The following is a 16,788-nucleotide window of genomic DNA, read 5'->3' as shown; positions in this document are numbered from 1 at the left end:
AATGCGGCCCGACAGACAACCGCATTACAGGCATCGCTGGCAAGCCGGCTCCCACAGACTCTTGCCACCGCACCCTCAAGGCTTGGTTGCTGCCCTGCACAGGATTACAATCGCCACCCCGCTCCGATGGCTGATTGGCTTCGCATGTTGACCTGCTCTGTACACCCCCTGCCCTACCACGCCAATCCCGCCGAGTATTTTGCGGCGATACGCCATGCGCCCGGTGCCGTACTGCTCGACAGCGGCCGCCCTGCAGCCGAGCGCGGCCGTTATGACCTGCTGAGCGCCTGGCCACTGCAAGAGCTGACTGTGGGGCCAAGCGAGTCGGGGCGCGAGTTTTTACAGCGCCTGCGGGAAAACCTGAACCAGCTCGGCAACGCCAGCCTTCCGGCCAACTATGAACTGCCGTTTGCCGGCGGCCTGATCGGCTACCTGAGCTACGACTTCAGCCGTCGGCTTGAGCAGCTCCCTGCCCGGTCACGGGATGACCTGCAATTGCCCGACGCGCAACTGGGCCTGTACGCCTGGGCATTGATCAGCGATCACCAGCAACTCACCAGCCAACTGGTGTTTCACCCGCGCCTGGCTGACGGCGAACGCGAACGCCTGATTGCGCTGTTCAGCCAGCCGGCGCCGGCGGCGAACCCGGGGTTCTCGCTCAAGCGGCCCATGCAGCCGGATATCAGCGCCAGCCAGTATGAGCAGGCACTGGAACAGATTCAGCGCTACATCCAGGCCGGCGACTGCTACCAGGTCAACTACACCCAGCGCTTCAGCGCCCCTTGCCAGGGCGATAGCTGGACCGCCTATTGCGCACTGCGGGCCGCCTGCCCGACACCCTTTTCAGGATTTATGCGCCTGACGGACAGCAACGCGATTTTGAGCCTGTCACCGGAGCGCTTTGTGCGGGTCAGCAACAATCAGGTGGAAACCCGCCCGATCAAAGGCACCCGCCCGCGGGGCAAAGACAGCAGCGAAGATGCGGCGAACGCCGCCGAACTGCTCGCCAGCCCCAAGGACCGCGCTGAAAACCTGATGATTGTCGATTTGCTGCGCAATGACCTGGGGCGTACCTGCCGTACTGGCTCGGTCAGCGTCCCGCAGCTGTTTAGCCTCGAAAGCTATCCCAATGTTCACCACCTGGTGAGCAGCGTGACCGGGCAACTGGCTGAAGGCAAAGACGCCCTCGACCTGATCGGCGACAGCTTCCCTGGCGGCTCGATTACCGGTGCCCCGAAAATCCGCGCGATGCAAATCATTGATCAGCTGGAACCGACAAGACGCAGCATTTACTGCGGCTCGCTCATGTATCTGGACGTACGCGGCGAGATGGACAGTTCCATTGCGATTCGCAGCCTGCTGATCAAGGACGGGCAAGTGAGCTGCTGGGGCGGCGGCGGTATCGTCGCCGACTCGCACTGGCAGGACGAATACCAGGAATCGATCACCAAGGTCAAAGTGCTGCTCGATACGCTGCAAACCCTGTAGCCCGCGGTTTTTGCTAACATCGCCGCACTAGAGAGCGCCAAGCGCCATTCACTGTAGGAAGCCGCCTGATGAGCCATACGTTCAACGTCGCCGAACTCGCCGCGACATACGCCAGCAAGTCCCCCCAGGACATTCTCAAACTCGCCTTTGAACATTTTGGCGACGAGCTCTGGATTTCCTTCAGCGGCGCCGAAGATGTGGTGCTGGTGGACATGGCCTGGAAGCTGAACAAGAACGTCAAAGTCTTCAGCCTCGACACCGGCCGGCTGCACCCCGAGACCTACAGGTTTATCGAGCAGGTGCGCGAGCACTACCAGATCCAGATCGAGCTGATTTCGCCGGATCAAAGCAAACTTGAGCCGTTCGTTAAAGAAAAAGGCCTGTTCAGCTTCTATAAGGACGGCCACGGCGAGTGCTGTGGCGTGCGCAAAATCGAGCCGCTACGCCGCAAACTGTCGACCGTAAAGGCCTGGGCCACCGGCCAGCGTCGCGACCAGAGCCCGGGCACCCGCAGCCAGGTGGCAGCACTGGAAATTGACGGTGCGTTCTCCACCCCCGAACGTGCGCTGTACAAATTCAACCCGCTGGCACAAATGACCAGCGAGGAAGTCTGGGGCTACATCCGCATGCTGGAGTTGCCGTACAACAGCCTCCACGAGCGCGGTTTTATCAGCATCGGCTGCGAACCCTGCACCCGCCCGGTGCTGCCAAATCAGCACGAGCGCGAAGGTCGCTGGTGGTGGGAAGAAGCCACGCAAAAAGAGTGCGGCCTGCATGCCGGCAACCTGATCGCCAAAAACTGATCCCCCCCTCCCCTGTAGGTGCGAGCTCTTGAACAGCTCGCGCCTACAAACAAGCTTGCTCCTGCATTCATTCTCAGTTGCGTTTACCCCGGACTTGCATTCAGAATTAGTAATAATTCTCAATAACGTCTGAGCCACGACCTATGTCAACGGGTGAACCCGCGTTCCAGGCCGCGATTTCCAATCTGTACAGCGAGCATCACGGCTGGCTGTTTGGCTGGCTGCGCAGAAAACTCGGCTGCGCCCAGAATGCCGCAGACCTGGCACAAGACACCTTTACCCGAATCCTCAACGCCCGCGAGTCGGTAGCCACTCTGCGTGAGCCCCGGGCGTTTTTGAGCACCACGGCACGACGCCTGATCATTGATCAGGTGCGCCGCAAACAAATCGAAAACGCCTATCTGCAAGAACTTGCGCTTACCGCACAAGCCCTTGAAGGCTTTCAATCCCCCGAGCAGATCCTCACCACACTGGAAGCTCTCGAACACATCGCGTTCATTCTGGAAGGCATGCAGGACAAGGTTCGCCAAGCCTTTGTCCTGTACTACCTCGATGGCCTGAAACAGAGCGAGATCGCCCGGCAACTGGCACTGTCTGATCGCACGGTGCGCAAGTACCTGATCCAGGCCTTGCTGCACTGCAGCCATAGCCTGGATACCTGATAAAGCCATGCCCGAGCCCCACCCGACCATTGACGAGCAAGCCGCCGAGTGGATTCTTCAACTGCATGAAGAGGCCGCCAACGATGCGCTGCGTCTGCAGTTCGAGTGCTGGAAACAACAAAGTGCGCAACACGCAGCCGCCGCCCTGCGCATGCAAGAGGTGATCAGCCGCCTGCAAGCGTTGCGTGGGCAATCCGCCCCAGCCAAGGCCGCACTCACTGCCGCCTTTGGCGGGCGCAAACCTGCAGCCCGAGGCAAGCGGGTATTACGCGCATTACTGATTGCCGGCTGCCTGGGCCTACCCGGCGCACTGCTCTTGCAAAGCCAGTATCCAAAGCAATGGATGGCCGACATCAGAACCGGCCCCAATGACTGGAAAACCCTGCGTCTGGCCGACAACTCAACGCTCACTCTTAGCGGTACCAGTGCAGTGAATGTGCACTTCAACGGCCAGGAACGGCGTATCGAGGTACTGCTAGGCGAAGTCCTGGTGGAGGTTGCTCACGACAGCGCCCGGCCCTTTATTGTGCAGACCGACGAGGGCAGCATGCGCGCGCTGGGCACCCGCTTCGTGGTCAAACATCTGCACGACACCACTGTTTTGAGCATGCTGCAGTCGCGCGTCGCCGCACAGAGCGCTGACGAACGACAGACCCTGGAGGTCGACACTGGCTCCCGGGCGCTGATCCGCCGCGACTCGGTCGAACTTTCCGGTACGCTCGACCCCGCCAGCATTGATCAGGCATGGCGAGATCACCAACTGGTGGTGGATAACCAGCCCCTGACCCGGGTGCTCGATGAAATTTCCCGACATCGGCGCGGCCATATCCAGTTTGACCGTCAGGCCCTGGCCAATTTGCGCGTATCGGCTGTATTGCCGCTGGATAACATCGATCGGGCGCTGCAATTGATCGCTGAAACCCTGCCGCTGACGATAAAAACCTATACCCCGTGGCTGGTGGTGATCAGCCAGGCGCAACAATCTAAAGAATAATTATTCGCATTAGTTCCGCTTTTTTCTAGCCAGCCGTCAAGGTAGATACATAGAACCCTAAAGGACTGCGCTCTCCATGCTGACTTCCTCCCACCCTCGCGGGCGTTTTAGCCCGCGGGCCTGCACCCCGCTGGCCCTGGCCATTCACTTGATTGTCGCTTCGGCGACTGGCGTGCTGTGCAGCACCGTCGCCCAGGCGCAGTCGGCATCGGTACAGACCTATGACATTCCATCCGGCCCGCTGAGCAGTGCCCTGAACCGTTTTGCACAACAGGCCGGGGTAGCGATTATTTTTCAGCCCGCCAACCTTGAGGGGCTGACGACTCCCGGCCTGCACGGCACCTACAACGAGCCTTCCGGATTCGAAGCCTTGTTGCGTGGCAGTGGCTATACCGCAGTAAAAAGTGCCAATGGCTACATGCTCGAGGCACTGCCTGCGGCGGGCGGCAGCCTGGAACTGGGCGCCACCCAAGTCAGCGCCAACCAATTGGGCACCATCACTGAAGGTTCGGGCTCCTACACCCCCGGCAGCATTGCGACTGCTACGCGCATGGTGCTGACACCGCGCGAAACCCCACAGTCGATCTCTGTGGTAACACGCCAGGCGATGGACGATTTCGGTCTCAACTCGATCGATGACGTGATGCGCCACACCCCCGGCATCACCGTTGCGACCTATGACAGTGACCGCACCAGCTACTATTCCCGCGGTTTTGCGATCAAGAACTTTCAGTACGACGGCATCCCGATCCTGCAAGACCCGCAGTACTCTGCCGGGCACACCCTTACCGACACGGCAATTTACGACCGGGTCGAAGTTCTCAAGGGTGCAACCGGGTTGCTCACCGGCGCAGGCGGCCCCGGCGGCACCATCAATATGGTGCGCAAAAAACCGACAAGCGAGTTCAAGGCCCACGTGGATGTGGGCGCAGGGTCCTGGGACAACTACCGTTCCGAGATCGACGTCAGCGGCCCGCTGACCGAAAGCGGCAATGTGCGTGGCCGGGCCGTAGCGGCCTATCAGGACAAGCACTCGTTCATGGACCACTACCAGCGCGACAGCGAGGTTTACTACGGCATTTTGGAAGTGGACCTGACCCCGGACACCCTGCTGACTCTCGGCGCCGATTATCAGAACAACCATCCAAAAGGCTCCAGCTGGTCGGGCAGTGCCTCGCTGTTCAACTCCGCCGGCGAGCGCATCAGCACCCCTCGTTCGTTCAACAACGGCGCCAAATGGAGCAGTTGGGAGCAATACACACGCACGGTTTTTTCAACCCTGGAGCACAGCTTTGATAACGGCTGGGTAGTCAAAGGCCAGTACAACCACCAGGTCAACGGCTACAACGCACCGCTCGGCGCATTGCTGGACCCGGACGCAAGCACCGGACTGGCGCCAATGCTGGCCCGCAAGTACACCGGCGAATACGTCAGCGACAGTGGCGACCTGTTTGCCAGCGGTCCATTCAGCTTGCTGGGGCGCGAACATCAATTGGTGGTCGGCGGCTCGGTAGCTAAATCGCACTGGACCGGCAAGGACTACACCAACGCCAAAATGGTCGACAACGCCTATGACTACTACAACTGGGATGGCGACAGCCTGGAACCGGACTGGGGCAACGTAACCTCCTACAACGATGAAACAACGCGCCAGACCGGCACTTACATGACCGCACGCTTGAGCCTCACCGATGATCTGACGCTAATGCTCGGTACACGGGTGGCCGATTACACCCTGACGGGCACCAGCCATGCAAAAGACACCGGCAAGGTACTGCCCTACGCCGGGGTGATCTACGACCTCAACGAAAATATTTCTGCCTATGCCAGCTATACCGAAATCTTTTTGCCGCAGTCGTATTACCGCGATCGCGACAACAAGATGCTTGAGCCCGATGAAGGCACCAACTATGAACTGGGCTTGAAGGGCGAGTTCTTTGATGGTCGCCTCAATTCAAGTCTGGCCTACTTCGAGGTCCATCAGGACAACCGGCCTGAAGCAGACACTGCCTACAACGCCCATCCGACCAATCCGGACATTGAATACGCCTATAAAGGCATCAAAGCCAAAACCAGAGGCTACGAAGCGGAAATTTCTGGCGAGCTCATGCCCGGCTGGCAGTTGCAGGCGGGTTATACGCACAAGATCAGCCGTGATCAGAACGGTAAAAAGGTATCGACCTGGGAGCCCGAGGATCAAATCAATCTGTACACCAGCTACAAGCTCACCGGCGACCTCGACAAACTGACCCTGGGTGGCGGGGTTCGCTGGCAGGGTACGGGCTGGCAAATGCTGACCAACTGGAATAAAGGCGGGGTCGAGGAGAAGTTTTCACAGGATCCGTACTGGCTGGTTGACCTGATGGCTCGCTACCAGTTTACGAAAAACCTCTCGGCCAGCGTCAACCTGAACAACCTGTTCGACAAGTCGTACTACACCAACATCGGCTTCTATAACTCGTCGTACTACGGTGACCCGCGCAATGTGATGGTCAGTACCCGCTGGGATTTCTAAAACAGGCTGAACTGAATTTTTTGCAATAACCCCCCTGTAGGAGCGAGCTTGCTCGCGAGCTCTTCGTTGCTGCGTTGAAATGCTCGCGAGCAAGCTCGCTCCTACAGGATCTACAAAACCCGGGCGCACAAAAAAGCCTGCACAAGGCAGGCTTTTTCGCGTGTCACAAGCGTTCAAGGGGCTTGTGACTCTAATATGGCGCAGCGGACGGGACTCGAACCCGCGACCCCCGGCGTGACAGGCCGGTATTCTAACCGACTGAACTACCGCTGCGCGTAACACTGAAAGCGAATGGTGGGTGATGACGGGATCGAACCGCCGACCCTCTGCTTGTAAGGCAGATGCTCTCCCAGCTGAGCTAATCACCCTTTCACTTCACTCTCGTTGCGGGGCGCATTCTCTCACACTTTTCGTGTAAGTGGTTGTTTTTATTCAAGTTTTTTTAAAAACTCGGTAAAAACTTCCGTTTCCTGCGTCCTGCACTTTGATCCGGCAGCGAACTGCAGAACCGAAGACTTTCAAGAAAAAACCCGCATTCAGCGGGCTTTCCCCAACCACAAGCGTTCAAGGGGCTTGTGGTAAAAATATGGCGCAGCGGACGGGACTCGAACCCGCGACCCCCGGCGTGACAGGCCGGTATTCTAACCGACTGAACTACCGCTGCGCGTAACACTGTGAGCGAATGGTGGGTGATGACGGGATCGAACCGCCGACCCTCTGCTTGTAAGGCAGATGCTCTCCCAGCTGAGCTAATCACCCTTTCACTCTCGGTGTGGCGCGCATTCTACGGAGCGACCTATAGTCTGGCAAGCACTTTTTAAAATAATTTTTCTAAGCCTGCCAAAGGGTTAGCGCAGGGTTGGCCTATGGCTCCATGAAGCGAATAATGCCTGCTTTGTATATAGGAGTGATTCACCCCATGTGGTTCAAAAACCTGCTTATCTATCGCCTGACCCAAGATCTGCCTTTTGATGCGCAGGTGCTGGAAACTGCACTGGCCACCAAACCGGCCCGCTCGTGTTCAAGCCAGGAATTAGCCACCTACGGTTTCGTTGCCCCTTTCGGTAAAGGTGAGGACGCACCGCTGGTTCACGTCAGCCAGGACTTCCTGCTGATCGCGGCCCGTAAAGAAGAACGCATCCTGCCGGGCAGCGTTGTTCGCGATGCATTAAAGGACAAGGTCGAAGAGATCGAAGCCGAACAAATGCGCAAGGTCTATAAGAAGGAGCGCGATCAGCTCAAGGATGAAATCATCCAGGCCTTCTTGCCCCGCGCCTTTATTCGTCGCTCGGCAACCTTTGCTGCCATTGCCCCTAAACAGGGCCTGATCCTGGTTAATGCTTCGAGCCCTAAACGTGCCGAAGACTTGCTCTCCACCCTGCGGGAAGTCATCGGTTCATTACCGGTTCGCCCGCTGGCGGTGAAAATGGCTCCAAGCGCGGTCATGACCGAATGGGTCAAAACCCAAAAAGCTGCCGACAACTTCTTTGTCCTTGATGAATGCGAGTTGCGCGATACCCACGAAGATGGCGGCATCATTCGCTGCAAACGTCAGGACCTGACCAGCGACGAAATCCAGCTGCATCTGAGCACCGGAAAAGTCGTGACTCAACTGTCACTGGCCTGGCAGGACAAGCTGTCATTCGTACTGGACGACAAACTGGTGGTCAAACGCCTCAAGTTTGAAGATCTGCTGCAAGACCAGGCTGAACAGGACGGCGGTGACGACGACCTGGGCCAGCAGGACGCCAGTTTCACCCTGATGATGCTGACATTCGGCGAGTTCTTGCCGCAGCTGTTTGAAGCACTGGGTGGCGAAGAGATTCCCCAGGGAATCTGACCCACCCATATCCCCTGCAGGAGCGAGCGTGCTACTGCAGGGGATATCCCATAATCACAATAAAGGAACACCATGCGCGCACTTGCTGCTTTAAGCCGCTTTGTCGGTAATACCTTTGCTTATTGGGTACTGATATTCGCCGTACTGGCGTTTCTTGAACCCGCCTGGTTTGTCGGCCTTAAAGGCTTCATCGTGCCGCTGCTGGGCCTGGTGATGTTCGGCATGGGCCTGACCCTCAAACTCGAAGACTTCGCCGAAGTTGCCCGCCACCCGTGGCGCGTGGCACTGGGCGTGGTTGCTCATTTCGTGATCATGCCCGGTGTGGCGTGGTTGCTGTGCCAGGTTTTCCACCTGCCGCCCGAAATTGCCGTTGGCGTGATTCTCGTCGGCTGCTGCCCGAGCGGCACCTCGTCCAATGTCATGACCTGGCTGGCCCGGGGCGACCTGGCCCTGTCCGTTGCCATTGCTGCCGTCACCACCCTGCTCGCTCCGCTACTGACGCCGGCGCTGATCTGGTTGCTGGCTTCGGCATGGCTTCCGGTTTCGTTCATGGAACTGTTCTGGTCGATTCTGCAGGTGGTTTTGCTGCCGATCGTACTGGGGGTTGTGGCCCAGCGACTGCTTGGCGCCCGCGTACGCTTCGCGGTGGACGTACTGCCGCTGGTTTCGGTGATCAGCATCGTGATTATCGTGGCGGCCGTGGTGGCGGCCAGTCAGGCCCAGATCGCCAAGTCCGGTTTGCTGATCATGGCCGTGGTCATACTGCACAACAGCTTCGGCTATTTGCTTGGCTACTTTACCGGCCGCCTGTTCAAACTGCCCCTGGCCCAGCGTAAATCCCTGGCTCTGGAAGTCGGCATGCAGAACTCCGGCCTGGGAGCGGCCCTGGCCAGCGCGCACTTTTCGCCTCTGGCGGCGGTACCCAGTGCGCTGTTCAGCGTTTGGCACAACATCTCAGGGGCACTGCTTTCGACGTACTTCCGACGCATGAGCGAGAAAGAAGACCGCCTCGCGGCAGAAAAAACTGTTACCGAGTAACGCTTCGGGGTTGTCTATCAGATCAATCATGTGCAATATACTGCGCACTGCGAGGACGACCTCGCGACTCATCGAGTGATTTTTCTGGGGACGGCCCCATCCGTTGATGGAGATTGCAATGCCCTGGATTATTCTGTTTTTCGCCGGCCTGTTTGAAGTTGGCTGGGCCGTAGGCCTCAAATACACCGACGGCTTCAGTCGCCCGCTGCCGACAGCCCTGACGGTCGGCGCCATGATTATCAGCCTCGGCTTGCTCGGGCTGGCCATGAAAGACCTGCCGCTGGGCACTGCCTACGCCATATGGACCGGGGTAGGTGCAGTCGGTACCGTGATCGCCGGGATCATCCTGTTTGGCGAATCCATGGCGCTGTTCCGACTGGCCAGTGTTGCGCTGATCATTGCCGGCCTGGTTGGTCTCAAAATAAGCACTTGATCCGGCACAATTTGCCGGCGATGGCATCGACGCCATCGCCGGCAAACCGCTTCCCGCCCCGCCAGCACTATCTACCTCTTCTGCGCCCGCAGCTCACAGACCCTTTCGCGCAACAGCTTTTGACTGGCCTCACTGGCCGGTATCGGTGCACCTGCAACCAATGTCACCCGCGACCAGAGTCGATGGAAAAAACCCTTGTGCGGATCCCGGCTGAAGAAGCTGCCCCACAATCCCTGCAACGCCAGCGGAATCACCGGCACCGGCGTGTGCTCCAGAATCCGCGTCACCCCGGCCTTGAACTCGCCAATCTCGCCATCGGTGGTCAACTTGCCCTCGGGAAAGATGCACACTAACTCGCCATCTTCCAGATACCTGGCAATGCGGCTGAAGGCTTTCTCATAAATCGCTTCATCTTCAGCCCGCCCGGCAATCGGAATCGTGCCCGCGGTGCGGAAGATAAAGTTGAGTACCGGCAAGTTGTAGATTTTGTAATACATCACAAAGCGAATCGGCCGGCGTACAGCGCCACCAATCAAGAGCGCATCGACAAACGAAACGTGGTTACACACCAGCAACGCGGCGCCTTCATCCGGAATCAGCTGCAGATTCTTGTGCTCCACCCGGTACATGGAATGGCCGAGCAGCCAGATCATGAAACGCATGCTGAATTCAGGGACGATTTTGAAGATATAAGTGTTGACCGCGATATTCATCAACGAGACCACGAGGAACAGCTCGGGAATCGTCAGCCTGGCCACGCTCAGCAGCAGGATGGTGACAATTGCCGACACCACCATGAATAGCGCATTGAGGATGTTGTTGGCCGCAATCACCCGGGCCCGCTCGTTTTCGGCCGTGCGCGACTGAATCAGCGCATACAGCGGCACAATGTAGAAGCCGCCGAACACGCCCAGGCCGAGAATATCCAACAGTACCCACCAGGCCTGACTGAAGCCCAGCACGCCCAGCCAGTCATTGGCTTGAATGTTTTGTGGCATGTGCCCCGAATGCCACCACAGCAACAAGCCAAACAGGGTCAGACCAAACGAGCCAAAGGGCACCAGGCCAATCTCGACCTTATGTCCCGAGAGCTTTTCACAGAGCATCGAGCCCAGCGCAATCCCCACCGAAAACACAGTAAGAATCAGGGTGACCACGGTTTCATCGCCATACAGCCACTCTTTGGCGTAGGCCGGGATCTGCGTCAGGTAAATCGCGCCGACAAACCAGAACCATGAGTTTCCGACTACAGAACGCGACACCGCAGGCGTCTGGTTCAACCCCATCCGTAAGGTGGCCCAGGACTCGCTGAAGATATTCCAGTTCAACTTCAGGTCCGGGGTGTCCGCCGCCGCCCGCGGAATTGCGCGACTGGCCAGATAGCCGAGCACTGCGACCGACACTATCACCACGGACACAATCGCCGTGTAGTTGCTGGATGAGAGCATGATCCCGGCACCAATAGTGCCGGCCAGAATCGACAGAAAAGTGCCCATCTCGACCAGGCCATTGCCGCCCACCAACTCGTCTTCATGCAAGGTCTGCGGCAGGATCGAATACTTCACCGGCCCAAACAGTGCCGAGTGGGTCCCCATCGCGAACAGCGCCACCAGCATCAACGCCAGGTGATCGAAGGCAAAGCCGATGGCACCCACCACCATGATCGCAATCTCGCCCAGTTTAATCAGGCGGATCAAACGATCCTTCGGGTACTTTTCGCCAAACTGCCCGGCCAGTGCCGAAAACAAAAAGAACGGCACTATAAAGAGCAGCGCACACAGGTTGATCCAGATCCCGCGATCACCTTCGATGTTCAATTTGTAAAGGATGGCCAGAATCAGCGACTGTTTAAACAGGTTGTCATTGAGTGCGCCCAGGGACTGGGTCACGAAGAAGGGCAGGAAGCGGCGCTTCCTCAGCAAACTGAACTGCGAGGGGTGACTCATCATCCATGTACTCACGTTGCGCCGAACGGCTTTCTCATTGGAGGGCCGTTGTATCACTCAGGGCACAAGCTTGCTCAGGTTCTGTACTAAATCAGCCTGTTCAGCCATTTCGCACAGAACCTGAGCGCCGTATCTACTTCTTCAACCCGGCGATGCAGGGCGACACAAACAACTCGCCACGGTAGGCACCCTTCACGGTTCGCGTGCCAACGATCAACCACATCAGCACCAGCATCACCACCAGCACGCAGCCGGCAATATCAAAAAATGCCAGATGCAGAACGCTACCCAGACGCAAAGTGGCCAATGAGTACACGCCCAGCGGGAAGGTAAAGCCCCACCAGCCAAGATTGAACGGGATACCCGCCCGGAAGTAGCGCACCGTGATCATCAAAGCCATCACAATCCACCACAAGCCCACGCCCCACAGGATCACGCCAGAGATAAGGCCCAGGCCCTCGACAATTTCACCGACCCGGCCCAGGCCATTGGCCGCGAAAATCGCCGGAGCATCGCTACCCAGCAGCAGCAAACCCAGGGCGCCAGTGCCGATCGGCCCCAAAGCCAGCCAGCTTGAAGCGGCCATGCTTTCGTGGGGCAATTTATGCAGTGCCATGCGCAAAATCAGGATAGTCAGAATGCTGAACGCCACCGGTACCGAGAACGCCCACAGTACATAGCTGGTAATCAACACATGAAACTGCGCGAGGGTGTCGCTCAAATGCGGTGCCAACAGCCCGCCGCTGGCCGCGGCTACCTCCGCCGCCACCACTGGCAGCAACCAGACCGCGGTCATTTGATCAATGCTGTGGTCCTGCCGGGTGAACATCAGGTACGGGATGATCACCCCGAAACCCAGGGCCATGGCTACATCTATCCACCACAAAAACTCGGCCACCTGCACCATGTCGCTGCCCCAACGCGGGACTCCAAACACCAGAAAACCATTGATGATGGTCGCCAGCCCCATGGGAATGGTGCCGAAAAACATCGACACGGTGGAGTGCCCGAAAATCCGCCGCGCTTCGTCGAAGTACAGCACCCAGCGCGCGCCATAGAGCACGCTGAACAGAATGAACAAACCGATATTGAACAGCCACAACCCTTCGGCAAAGACATGCATGCCGGGGATATGCACCGGCAACTGGGCCAACGCCAACGCCAGAACCCCCGTGCCCATGGTGGCTGCAAACCAGTTCGGGGTGAACTGGCGAATCACTTCCCGAGGGTGCTGCAACTGGCTGAATGGCCGAAATCCGGGCTGGGCTTTGTTTGGGCAAGTCATGGGTTCCTCCTTTCCTCTCATGAGGTGAAATTAGAGTAGAACCAAATCGAATATCTATATAACGGGTAATTTCTCTAACACTTATCTATTTTGCAGATATTCGTCACTGCATCCCGCTGCAAACCCTGCGACCCTTGGCCGCGATCAGACCATGGTCGACACTGACGGCGCATAAACATCATGCGAGACTAGCCCGCCACAGCCGGATTGCTGTGGCCTTACACCTCCAGGAGTCACCATGTCGCTGTCCAGCGGGCTCATTGCCGCCGTCGCCCTGGCCTATATGGCCATTATGTTTGCCATTGCCTTTTATGGTGACCGGCGCAGCAAACCGCTGCCGCCGCGGGTCCGCGCGTGGGTGTATAGCTTGTCGCTGGCGGTGTACTGCACCAGCTGGACATTCTTCGGCGCCGTCGGCCAGGCCGCCGAGCAGCTTTGGGCCTTTTTGCCGATTTACCTGGGGCCGGTGCTGCTGCTGGTGTGCGCGCCCTGGGTCCTGCAAAAGATGGTGCTGATCAGCAAGCAGGAGAACATCACCTCGATTGCCGACTTTATTGCCGCGCGCTACGGGAAGTCCCAATCTCTGGCGATTGTGGTGGCACTGATCTGTCTGGTGGGCGTGCTGCCCTACATCGCCCTGCAGCTCAAGGGCATTGTGCTCGGCGTGAACCTGCTGATCGGTGCCGGAGCAGACGCCACGGGGACCCGCGCCCAGGACACGGCCCTGATTGTGACCCTGATTCTGGCGCTGTTCACTATCGTATTCGGCACGCGCAACCTCGATGCCACCGAACACCACCGCGGCATGGTGCTGGCGATTGCTTTCGAGTCGCTGGTCAAACTGTTCGCCTTTCTTGCCGTAGGTGCCTTTGTGACCTACGGCCTGTATGACGGTTTCGACGATCTTTTCAACCAGGCCATGCTTGCACCGCGCCTTGAGCAGTACTGGAAGGAAACCATCAACTGGCCGTCGATGGTGGTACAAACCGGCGTGGCAATGATGGCAATCATCTGCCTGCCCCGACAGTTTCACGTAACCGTGGTCGAGAATATCGAGCCGCAGGACCTGCAACTGGCCAAATGGGTGTTTCCGGCCTATTTGATTCTGGCCGGCCTGTTCGTGGTGCCGATTGCACTGGCCGGACAAATGCTGCTGCCCAGCTCGGTGCTGCCGGATTCGTTCGTGATCAGCCTGCCACTGGCCCAGGCTCACCCGGCACTGGCATTGCTGGCATTTATTGGCGGCGCATCGGCGGCCACCGGCATGGTGATCGTCGCCAGCGTGGCACTGTCGACCATGGTCTCCAACGACATGCTGCTGCCCTGGCTGCTGCGCCACAAAAACGCCGAGCGCCCGTTCGAGGTGTTCCGCCACTGGATGCTTTCGGTACGCCGCGTAACGATTGTGGTGATCTTGCTGCTGGCGTATGTGAGTTACCGCCTGCTGGGCTCCACGGCGAGCCTTGCCACCATCGGCCAGATTGCCTTCGCCGCAGTCACCCAGCTGGCCCCTGCCATGCTCGGCGCCCTGTACTGGAAGCAAGCCAACCGCCGGGGCGTATTTGCCGGCCTCGCCACCGGTACCTTCATTTGGTTCTACACCCTGGTGCTGCCGCTCATCGCCCACAGTGCCGGCTGGCCTTTGAGCCTTTTCCCGGGTCTGACCTGGCTGCACAGCAACCCGCTGGGGCTGTCGATCACACCATTGACCCAAGGCGTGGTGTTGTCGCTGGCCGGTAACTTCACTCTGTTTGCCTGGGTTTCGGTGCTGTCGCGCACCCGGGTTTCGGAGCACTGGCAAGCCGGACGCTTTATCGGCCAGGAGCTGAGCAGTCACCCTAGCGGACGCTCCATGCTCGCGGTGCAGATCAACGACTTGCTGGCCCTCGCGGCGCGTTTTGTCGGCGAGGAACGTGCCCACCAGAGCTTCATCCGTTTCGCCTATCGCCAGGGCAAAGGCTTTAATCCGAACCAGAATGCCAACGGCGAATGGATCGCCCACACCGAACGCCTGCTGGCCGGGGTACTCGGCGCCTCTTCTACCCGGGCGGTGGTCAAAGCGGCCATTGAAGGCCGGGAGATGCAGCTCGAAGACGTGGTACGCATTGCCGACGAAGCATCGGAAGTGCTGCAGTTCAACCGCGCATTACTGCAGGGCGCCATTGAAAACATCACCCAGGGGATTAGCGTGGTCGACCAGTCGCTCAAGCTGGTGGCCTGGAATCGTCGCTATCTGGAATTGTTCAACTATCCGGACGGGCTGATCAGCGTAGGACGGCCGATTGCCGACATCATTCGCCACAATGCTGAACGCGGCCTGTGCGGCCCCGGTGAAGCCGAAGTGCATGTGGCCCGCCGCCTGCACTGGATGCGTCAAGGCCGGGCGCATACATCCGAACGCCTGTTCCCCAATGGCCGGGTGATCGAACTGATTGGCAACCCCATGCCGGGCGGCGGCTTTGTCATGAGTTTCACCGACATTACGGCGTTCCGCGAAGCCGAGCAGGCGCTGACCGAGGCCAACGAAGGCCTTGAGCAACGGGTGGCCGAGCGCACCCATGAGTTGTCGCAGCTTAATCAGGAGCTGACCGACGCCAAAGGCGTGGCCGAAGCGGCCAACCAGTCCAAGACCCGTTTTCTGGCAGCCGTCAGCCATGACCTGATGCAGCCCATGAATGCGGCACGCCTGTTCTCCTCCGCGCTGTCCCACCAGGATGAAGGGCTGAGTCCGGAAGCGCAGAAACTGGTGCAGCATCTGGACAGTTCCTTGCGTTCCGCCGAAGACCTGATCAGTGACCTGCTGGATATTTCGCGCCTGGAAAACGGAAAAATAACTCCGGACATCAAGCCTTTTGCACTGAATGACCTGTTTGAGACCCTGGGCAATGAATTCACCGCCCAAGCGCAGGAACAAGGCCTGAGTTTCAGGGTTCGCAGCAGTCGTTTGCGCGTCAGTAGCGATATCAAGCTGCTGCGGCGCATCTTGCAGAACTTCCTGACCAATGCCTTCCGCTACGCCAAAGGTCCGGTGTTGCTGGGCGTACGCCGCCGCGGGGGAGAGCTGTGCCTTGAAGTGTGGGATCGCGGACCGGGTATTCCTGCCGACAAGCTGCAAGTCATTTTTGAAGAGTTCAAACGCCTGGACAGCCACCAGACCCGCGCCGAAAAAGGCCTGGGCCTGGGCCTGGCGATTGCCGACGGCTTGTGCCACGTGCTGGGGCACAGTTTGCAAGTGCGTTCATGGCAGGGAAAAGGCAGCGTGTTCAGTGTCAGGGTGCCGCTGGCCAGGACCCAGGCTGCGCCACAGCCCGTGGCTGCGGAGCAAAATGGTCAGCCGGTCAATGGCGCCCAAGTGCTGTGCATCGATAACGAAGACAGCATTCTGATCGGCATGCAGAGCTTGCTGACACGCTGGGGCTGCCGGGTCTGGACCGCACGCAATCGCGACGAATGCGCGGCCCTGCTCAATGAGGGCGTACGTCCACAGCTGGTGCTGGTTGATTACCATCTGGATGACGGCGAAGTGGGAACCGACCTGATGCGCTGGCTGCGGGCCCAGCTGGGGGAGCCAGTGCCTGGAGTGGTGATCAGCGCTGATGGACGCCCGGAGATGATTGCCGAAGTGCATGCCGCAGGTCTGGAGTATCTGCCCAAGCCGGTAAAACCCGCAGTATTGCGGGCCCTGCTGAGTCGGCATGTACCGCTGTGATCACGCCGTATTAAATCTGTAGTCGCTGCCGAAAGGACCGAAGGGCCTTGGGTTTTGCAACGGGGCCTCGGCAGC

11 protein-coding genes and 4 tRNA genes are annotated in these 16,788 nt (G+C 58.7%); 9 read left to right on the top strand and 6 right to left on the bottom strand.

Annotated features, from left to right (window positions below):
• The first annotated feature begins 144 nt into the window (after window positions 1-144).
• The 5 genes from pabB to WG29040_RS11615 all read left to right on the top strand — a co-directional run bounded on the left by pabB (window position 145) and on the right by WG29040_RS11615 (window position 6,462).
• Entirely contained in the window at window positions 145-1,488 is a 1,344-nt protein-coding gene (gene pabB / locus WG29040_RS11635) for an aminodeoxychorismate synthase component I (RefSeq protein ID WP_127196174.1), read from the top strand.
• A 68-nt stretch (window positions 1,489-1,556) separates the two neighbouring features.
• Window positions 1,557-2,291 carry a phosphoadenylyl-sulfate reductase gene (locus WG29040_RS11630; RefSeq protein WP_003442671.1) on the top strand — a complete coding sequence of 245 codons (735 nt, stop codon included), beginning with the start codon at window positions 1,557-1,559 and terminating at the stop codon, window positions 2,289-2,291.
• 143 nt (window positions 2,292-2,434) lie between these two features.
• Window positions 2,435-2,953: a sigma-70 family RNA polymerase sigma factor gene (locus tag WG29040_RS11625; protein ID WP_003442682.1), complete on the top strand. Its 519-nt coding sequence runs from the start codon at window positions 2,435-2,437 to the stop codon at window positions 2,951-2,953.
• Window positions 2,954-2,960: 7 nt separating this feature from the next.
• On the top strand, window positions 2,961-3,947 hold the full coding sequence (locus WG29040_RS11620) for a FecR family protein (RefSeq protein ID WP_127196173.1): 987 nt from the start codon (window positions 2,961-2,963) through the stop codon (window positions 3,945-3,947).
• Between the two features lie 76 nt (window positions 3,948-4,023).
• The gene (locus tag WG29040_RS11615; RefSeq protein ID WP_127196172.1) at window positions 4,024-6,462 is read left to right on the top strand and encodes a TonB-dependent siderophore receptor; all 2,439 of its coding nucleotides are present in this window, start codon (window positions 4,024-4,026) and stop codon (window positions 6,460-6,462) included.
• Between the two features lie 196 nt (window positions 6,463-6,658).
• Here WG29040_RS11615 and WG29040_RS11610 read toward each other — a convergent pair.
• From WG29040_RS11610 to WG29040_RS11595, 4 genes are all read right to left on the bottom strand, one after another.
• Window positions 6,659-6,735 (bottom strand) — tRNA-Asp (locus tag WG29040_RS11610).
• A 19-nt stretch (window positions 6,736-6,754) separates the two neighbouring features.
• Window positions 6,755-6,830 (bottom strand) — tRNA-Val (locus WG29040_RS11605).
• A 219-nt stretch (window positions 6,831-7,049) separates the two neighbouring features.
• Window positions 7,050-7,126: transfer RNA gene (locus WG29040_RS11600), tRNA-Asp, on the bottom strand.
• 19 nt (window positions 7,127-7,145) lie between these two features.
• Window positions 7,146-7,221, bottom strand: a tRNA-Val gene (locus tag WG29040_RS11595).
• 160 nt (window positions 7,222-7,381) lie between these two features.
• Here WG29040_RS11595 and rdgC point away from each other — a divergent pair.
• The 3 genes from rdgC to sugE all read left to right on the top strand — a co-directional run bounded on the left by rdgC (window position 7,382) and on the right by sugE (window position 9,773).
• The gene (gene rdgC / locus WG29040_RS11590; RefSeq protein WP_003442690.1) at window positions 7,382-8,302 is read left to right on the top strand and encodes a recombination-associated protein RdgC; all 921 of its coding nucleotides are present in this window, start codon (window positions 7,382-7,384) and stop codon (window positions 8,300-8,302) included.
• 72 nt (window positions 8,303-8,374) lie between these two features.
• The gene (locus tag WG29040_RS11585) at window positions 8,375-9,340 is read left to right on the top strand and encodes a bile acid:sodium symporter family protein (protein ID WP_127196171.1); all 966 of its coding nucleotides are present in this window, start codon (window positions 8,375-8,377) and stop codon (window positions 9,338-9,340) included.
• 118 nt (window positions 9,341-9,458) lie between these two features.
• Complete coding sequence (gene sugE / locus WG29040_RS11580; RefSeq protein ID WP_003442696.1) at window positions 9,459-9,773, top strand: quaternary ammonium compound efflux SMR transporter SugE; 315 nt, start codon at window positions 9,459-9,461, stop codon at window positions 9,771-9,773.
• 71 nt (window positions 9,774-9,844) lie between these two features.
• Here sugE and WG29040_RS11575 read toward each other — a convergent pair whose 3' ends face one another.
• Window positions 9,845-11,719, bottom strand: a complete 1,875-nt coding sequence (locus WG29040_RS11575; protein WP_127196205.1) for an MFS transporter — start codon at window positions 11,717-11,719, stop codon at window positions 9,845-9,847.
• Window positions 11,720-11,852: 133 nt separating this feature from the next.
• A complete protein-coding gene (locus tag WG29040_RS11570; protein WP_010655765.1) occupies window positions 11,853-13,004 on the bottom strand; it encodes a TDT family transporter in 1,152 nt (383 codons plus the stop codon).
• Between the two features lie 238 nt (window positions 13,005-13,242).
• Here WG29040_RS11570 and WG29040_RS11565 point away from each other — a divergent pair, with 238 nt between their 5' ends.
• The gene (locus WG29040_RS11565; RefSeq protein WP_003442704.1) at window positions 13,243-16,713 is read left to right on the top strand and encodes a PAS domain-containing hybrid sensor histidine kinase/response regulator; all 3,471 of its coding nucleotides are present in this window, start codon (window positions 13,243-13,245) and stop codon (window positions 16,711-16,713) included.
• Window positions 16,714-16,788 lie beyond the last annotated feature (75 nt).

Origin of the sequence: Pseudomonas sp. PAMC 29040, assembly GCF_003994535.1 — a bacterium.
GTDB lineage: Bacteria > Pseudomonadota > Gammaproteobacteria > Pseudomonadales > Pseudomonadaceae > Aquipseudomonas > Aquipseudomonas paraversuta.
This window is presented reverse-complemented; position numbering and strand designations above follow the sequence as displayed.

Bases quoted from the DNA above. Each gene is read 5' to 3' on its own strand.
- sugE (WP_003442696.1), top strand. From the start codon at position 9,459: ATGCCCTGGATTATTCTGTTTTTCGCCGGCCTGTTTGAAGTTGGCTGG.
- WG29040_RS11630 (WP_003442671.1), top strand. From the start codon at position 1,557: ATGAGCCATACGTTCAACGTCGCCGAACTCGCCGCGACATACGCCAGC.
- WG29040_RS11620 (WP_127196173.1), top strand. From the start codon at position 2,961: ATGCCCGAGCCCCACCCGACCATTGACGAGCAAGCCGCCGAGTGGATT.
- WG29040_RS11575 (WP_127196205.1), bottom strand. From the start codon at position 11,719: ATGAGTCACCCCTCGCAGTTCAGTTTGCTGAGGAAGCGCCGCTTCCTG.
- WG29040_RS11625 (WP_003442682.1), top strand. From the start codon at position 2,435: ATGTCAACGGGTGAACCCGCGTTCCAGGCCGCGATTTCCAATCTGTAC.
- WG29040_RS11585 (WP_127196171.1), top strand. From the start codon at position 8,375: ATGCGCGCACTTGCTGCTTTAAGCCGCTTTGTCGGTAATACCTTTGCT.
- rdgC (WP_003442690.1), top strand. From the start codon at position 7,382: ATGTGGTTCAAAAACCTGCTTATCTATCGCCTGACCCAAGATCTGCCT.
- pabB (WP_127196174.1), top strand. From the start codon at position 145: ATGTTGACCTGCTCTGTACACCCCCTGCCCTACCACGCCAATCCCGCC.
- WG29040_RS11565 (WP_003442704.1), top strand. From the start codon at position 13,243: ATGTCGCTGTCCAGCGGGCTCATTGCCGCCGTCGCCCTGGCCTATATG.
- WG29040_RS11570 (WP_010655765.1), bottom strand. From the start codon at position 13,004: ATGACTTGCCCAAACAAAGCCCAGCCCGGATTTCGGCCATTCAGCCAG.
- WG29040_RS11615 (WP_127196172.1), top strand. From the start codon at position 4,024: ATGCTGACTTCCTCCCACCCTCGCGGGCGTTTTAGCCCGCGGGCCTGC.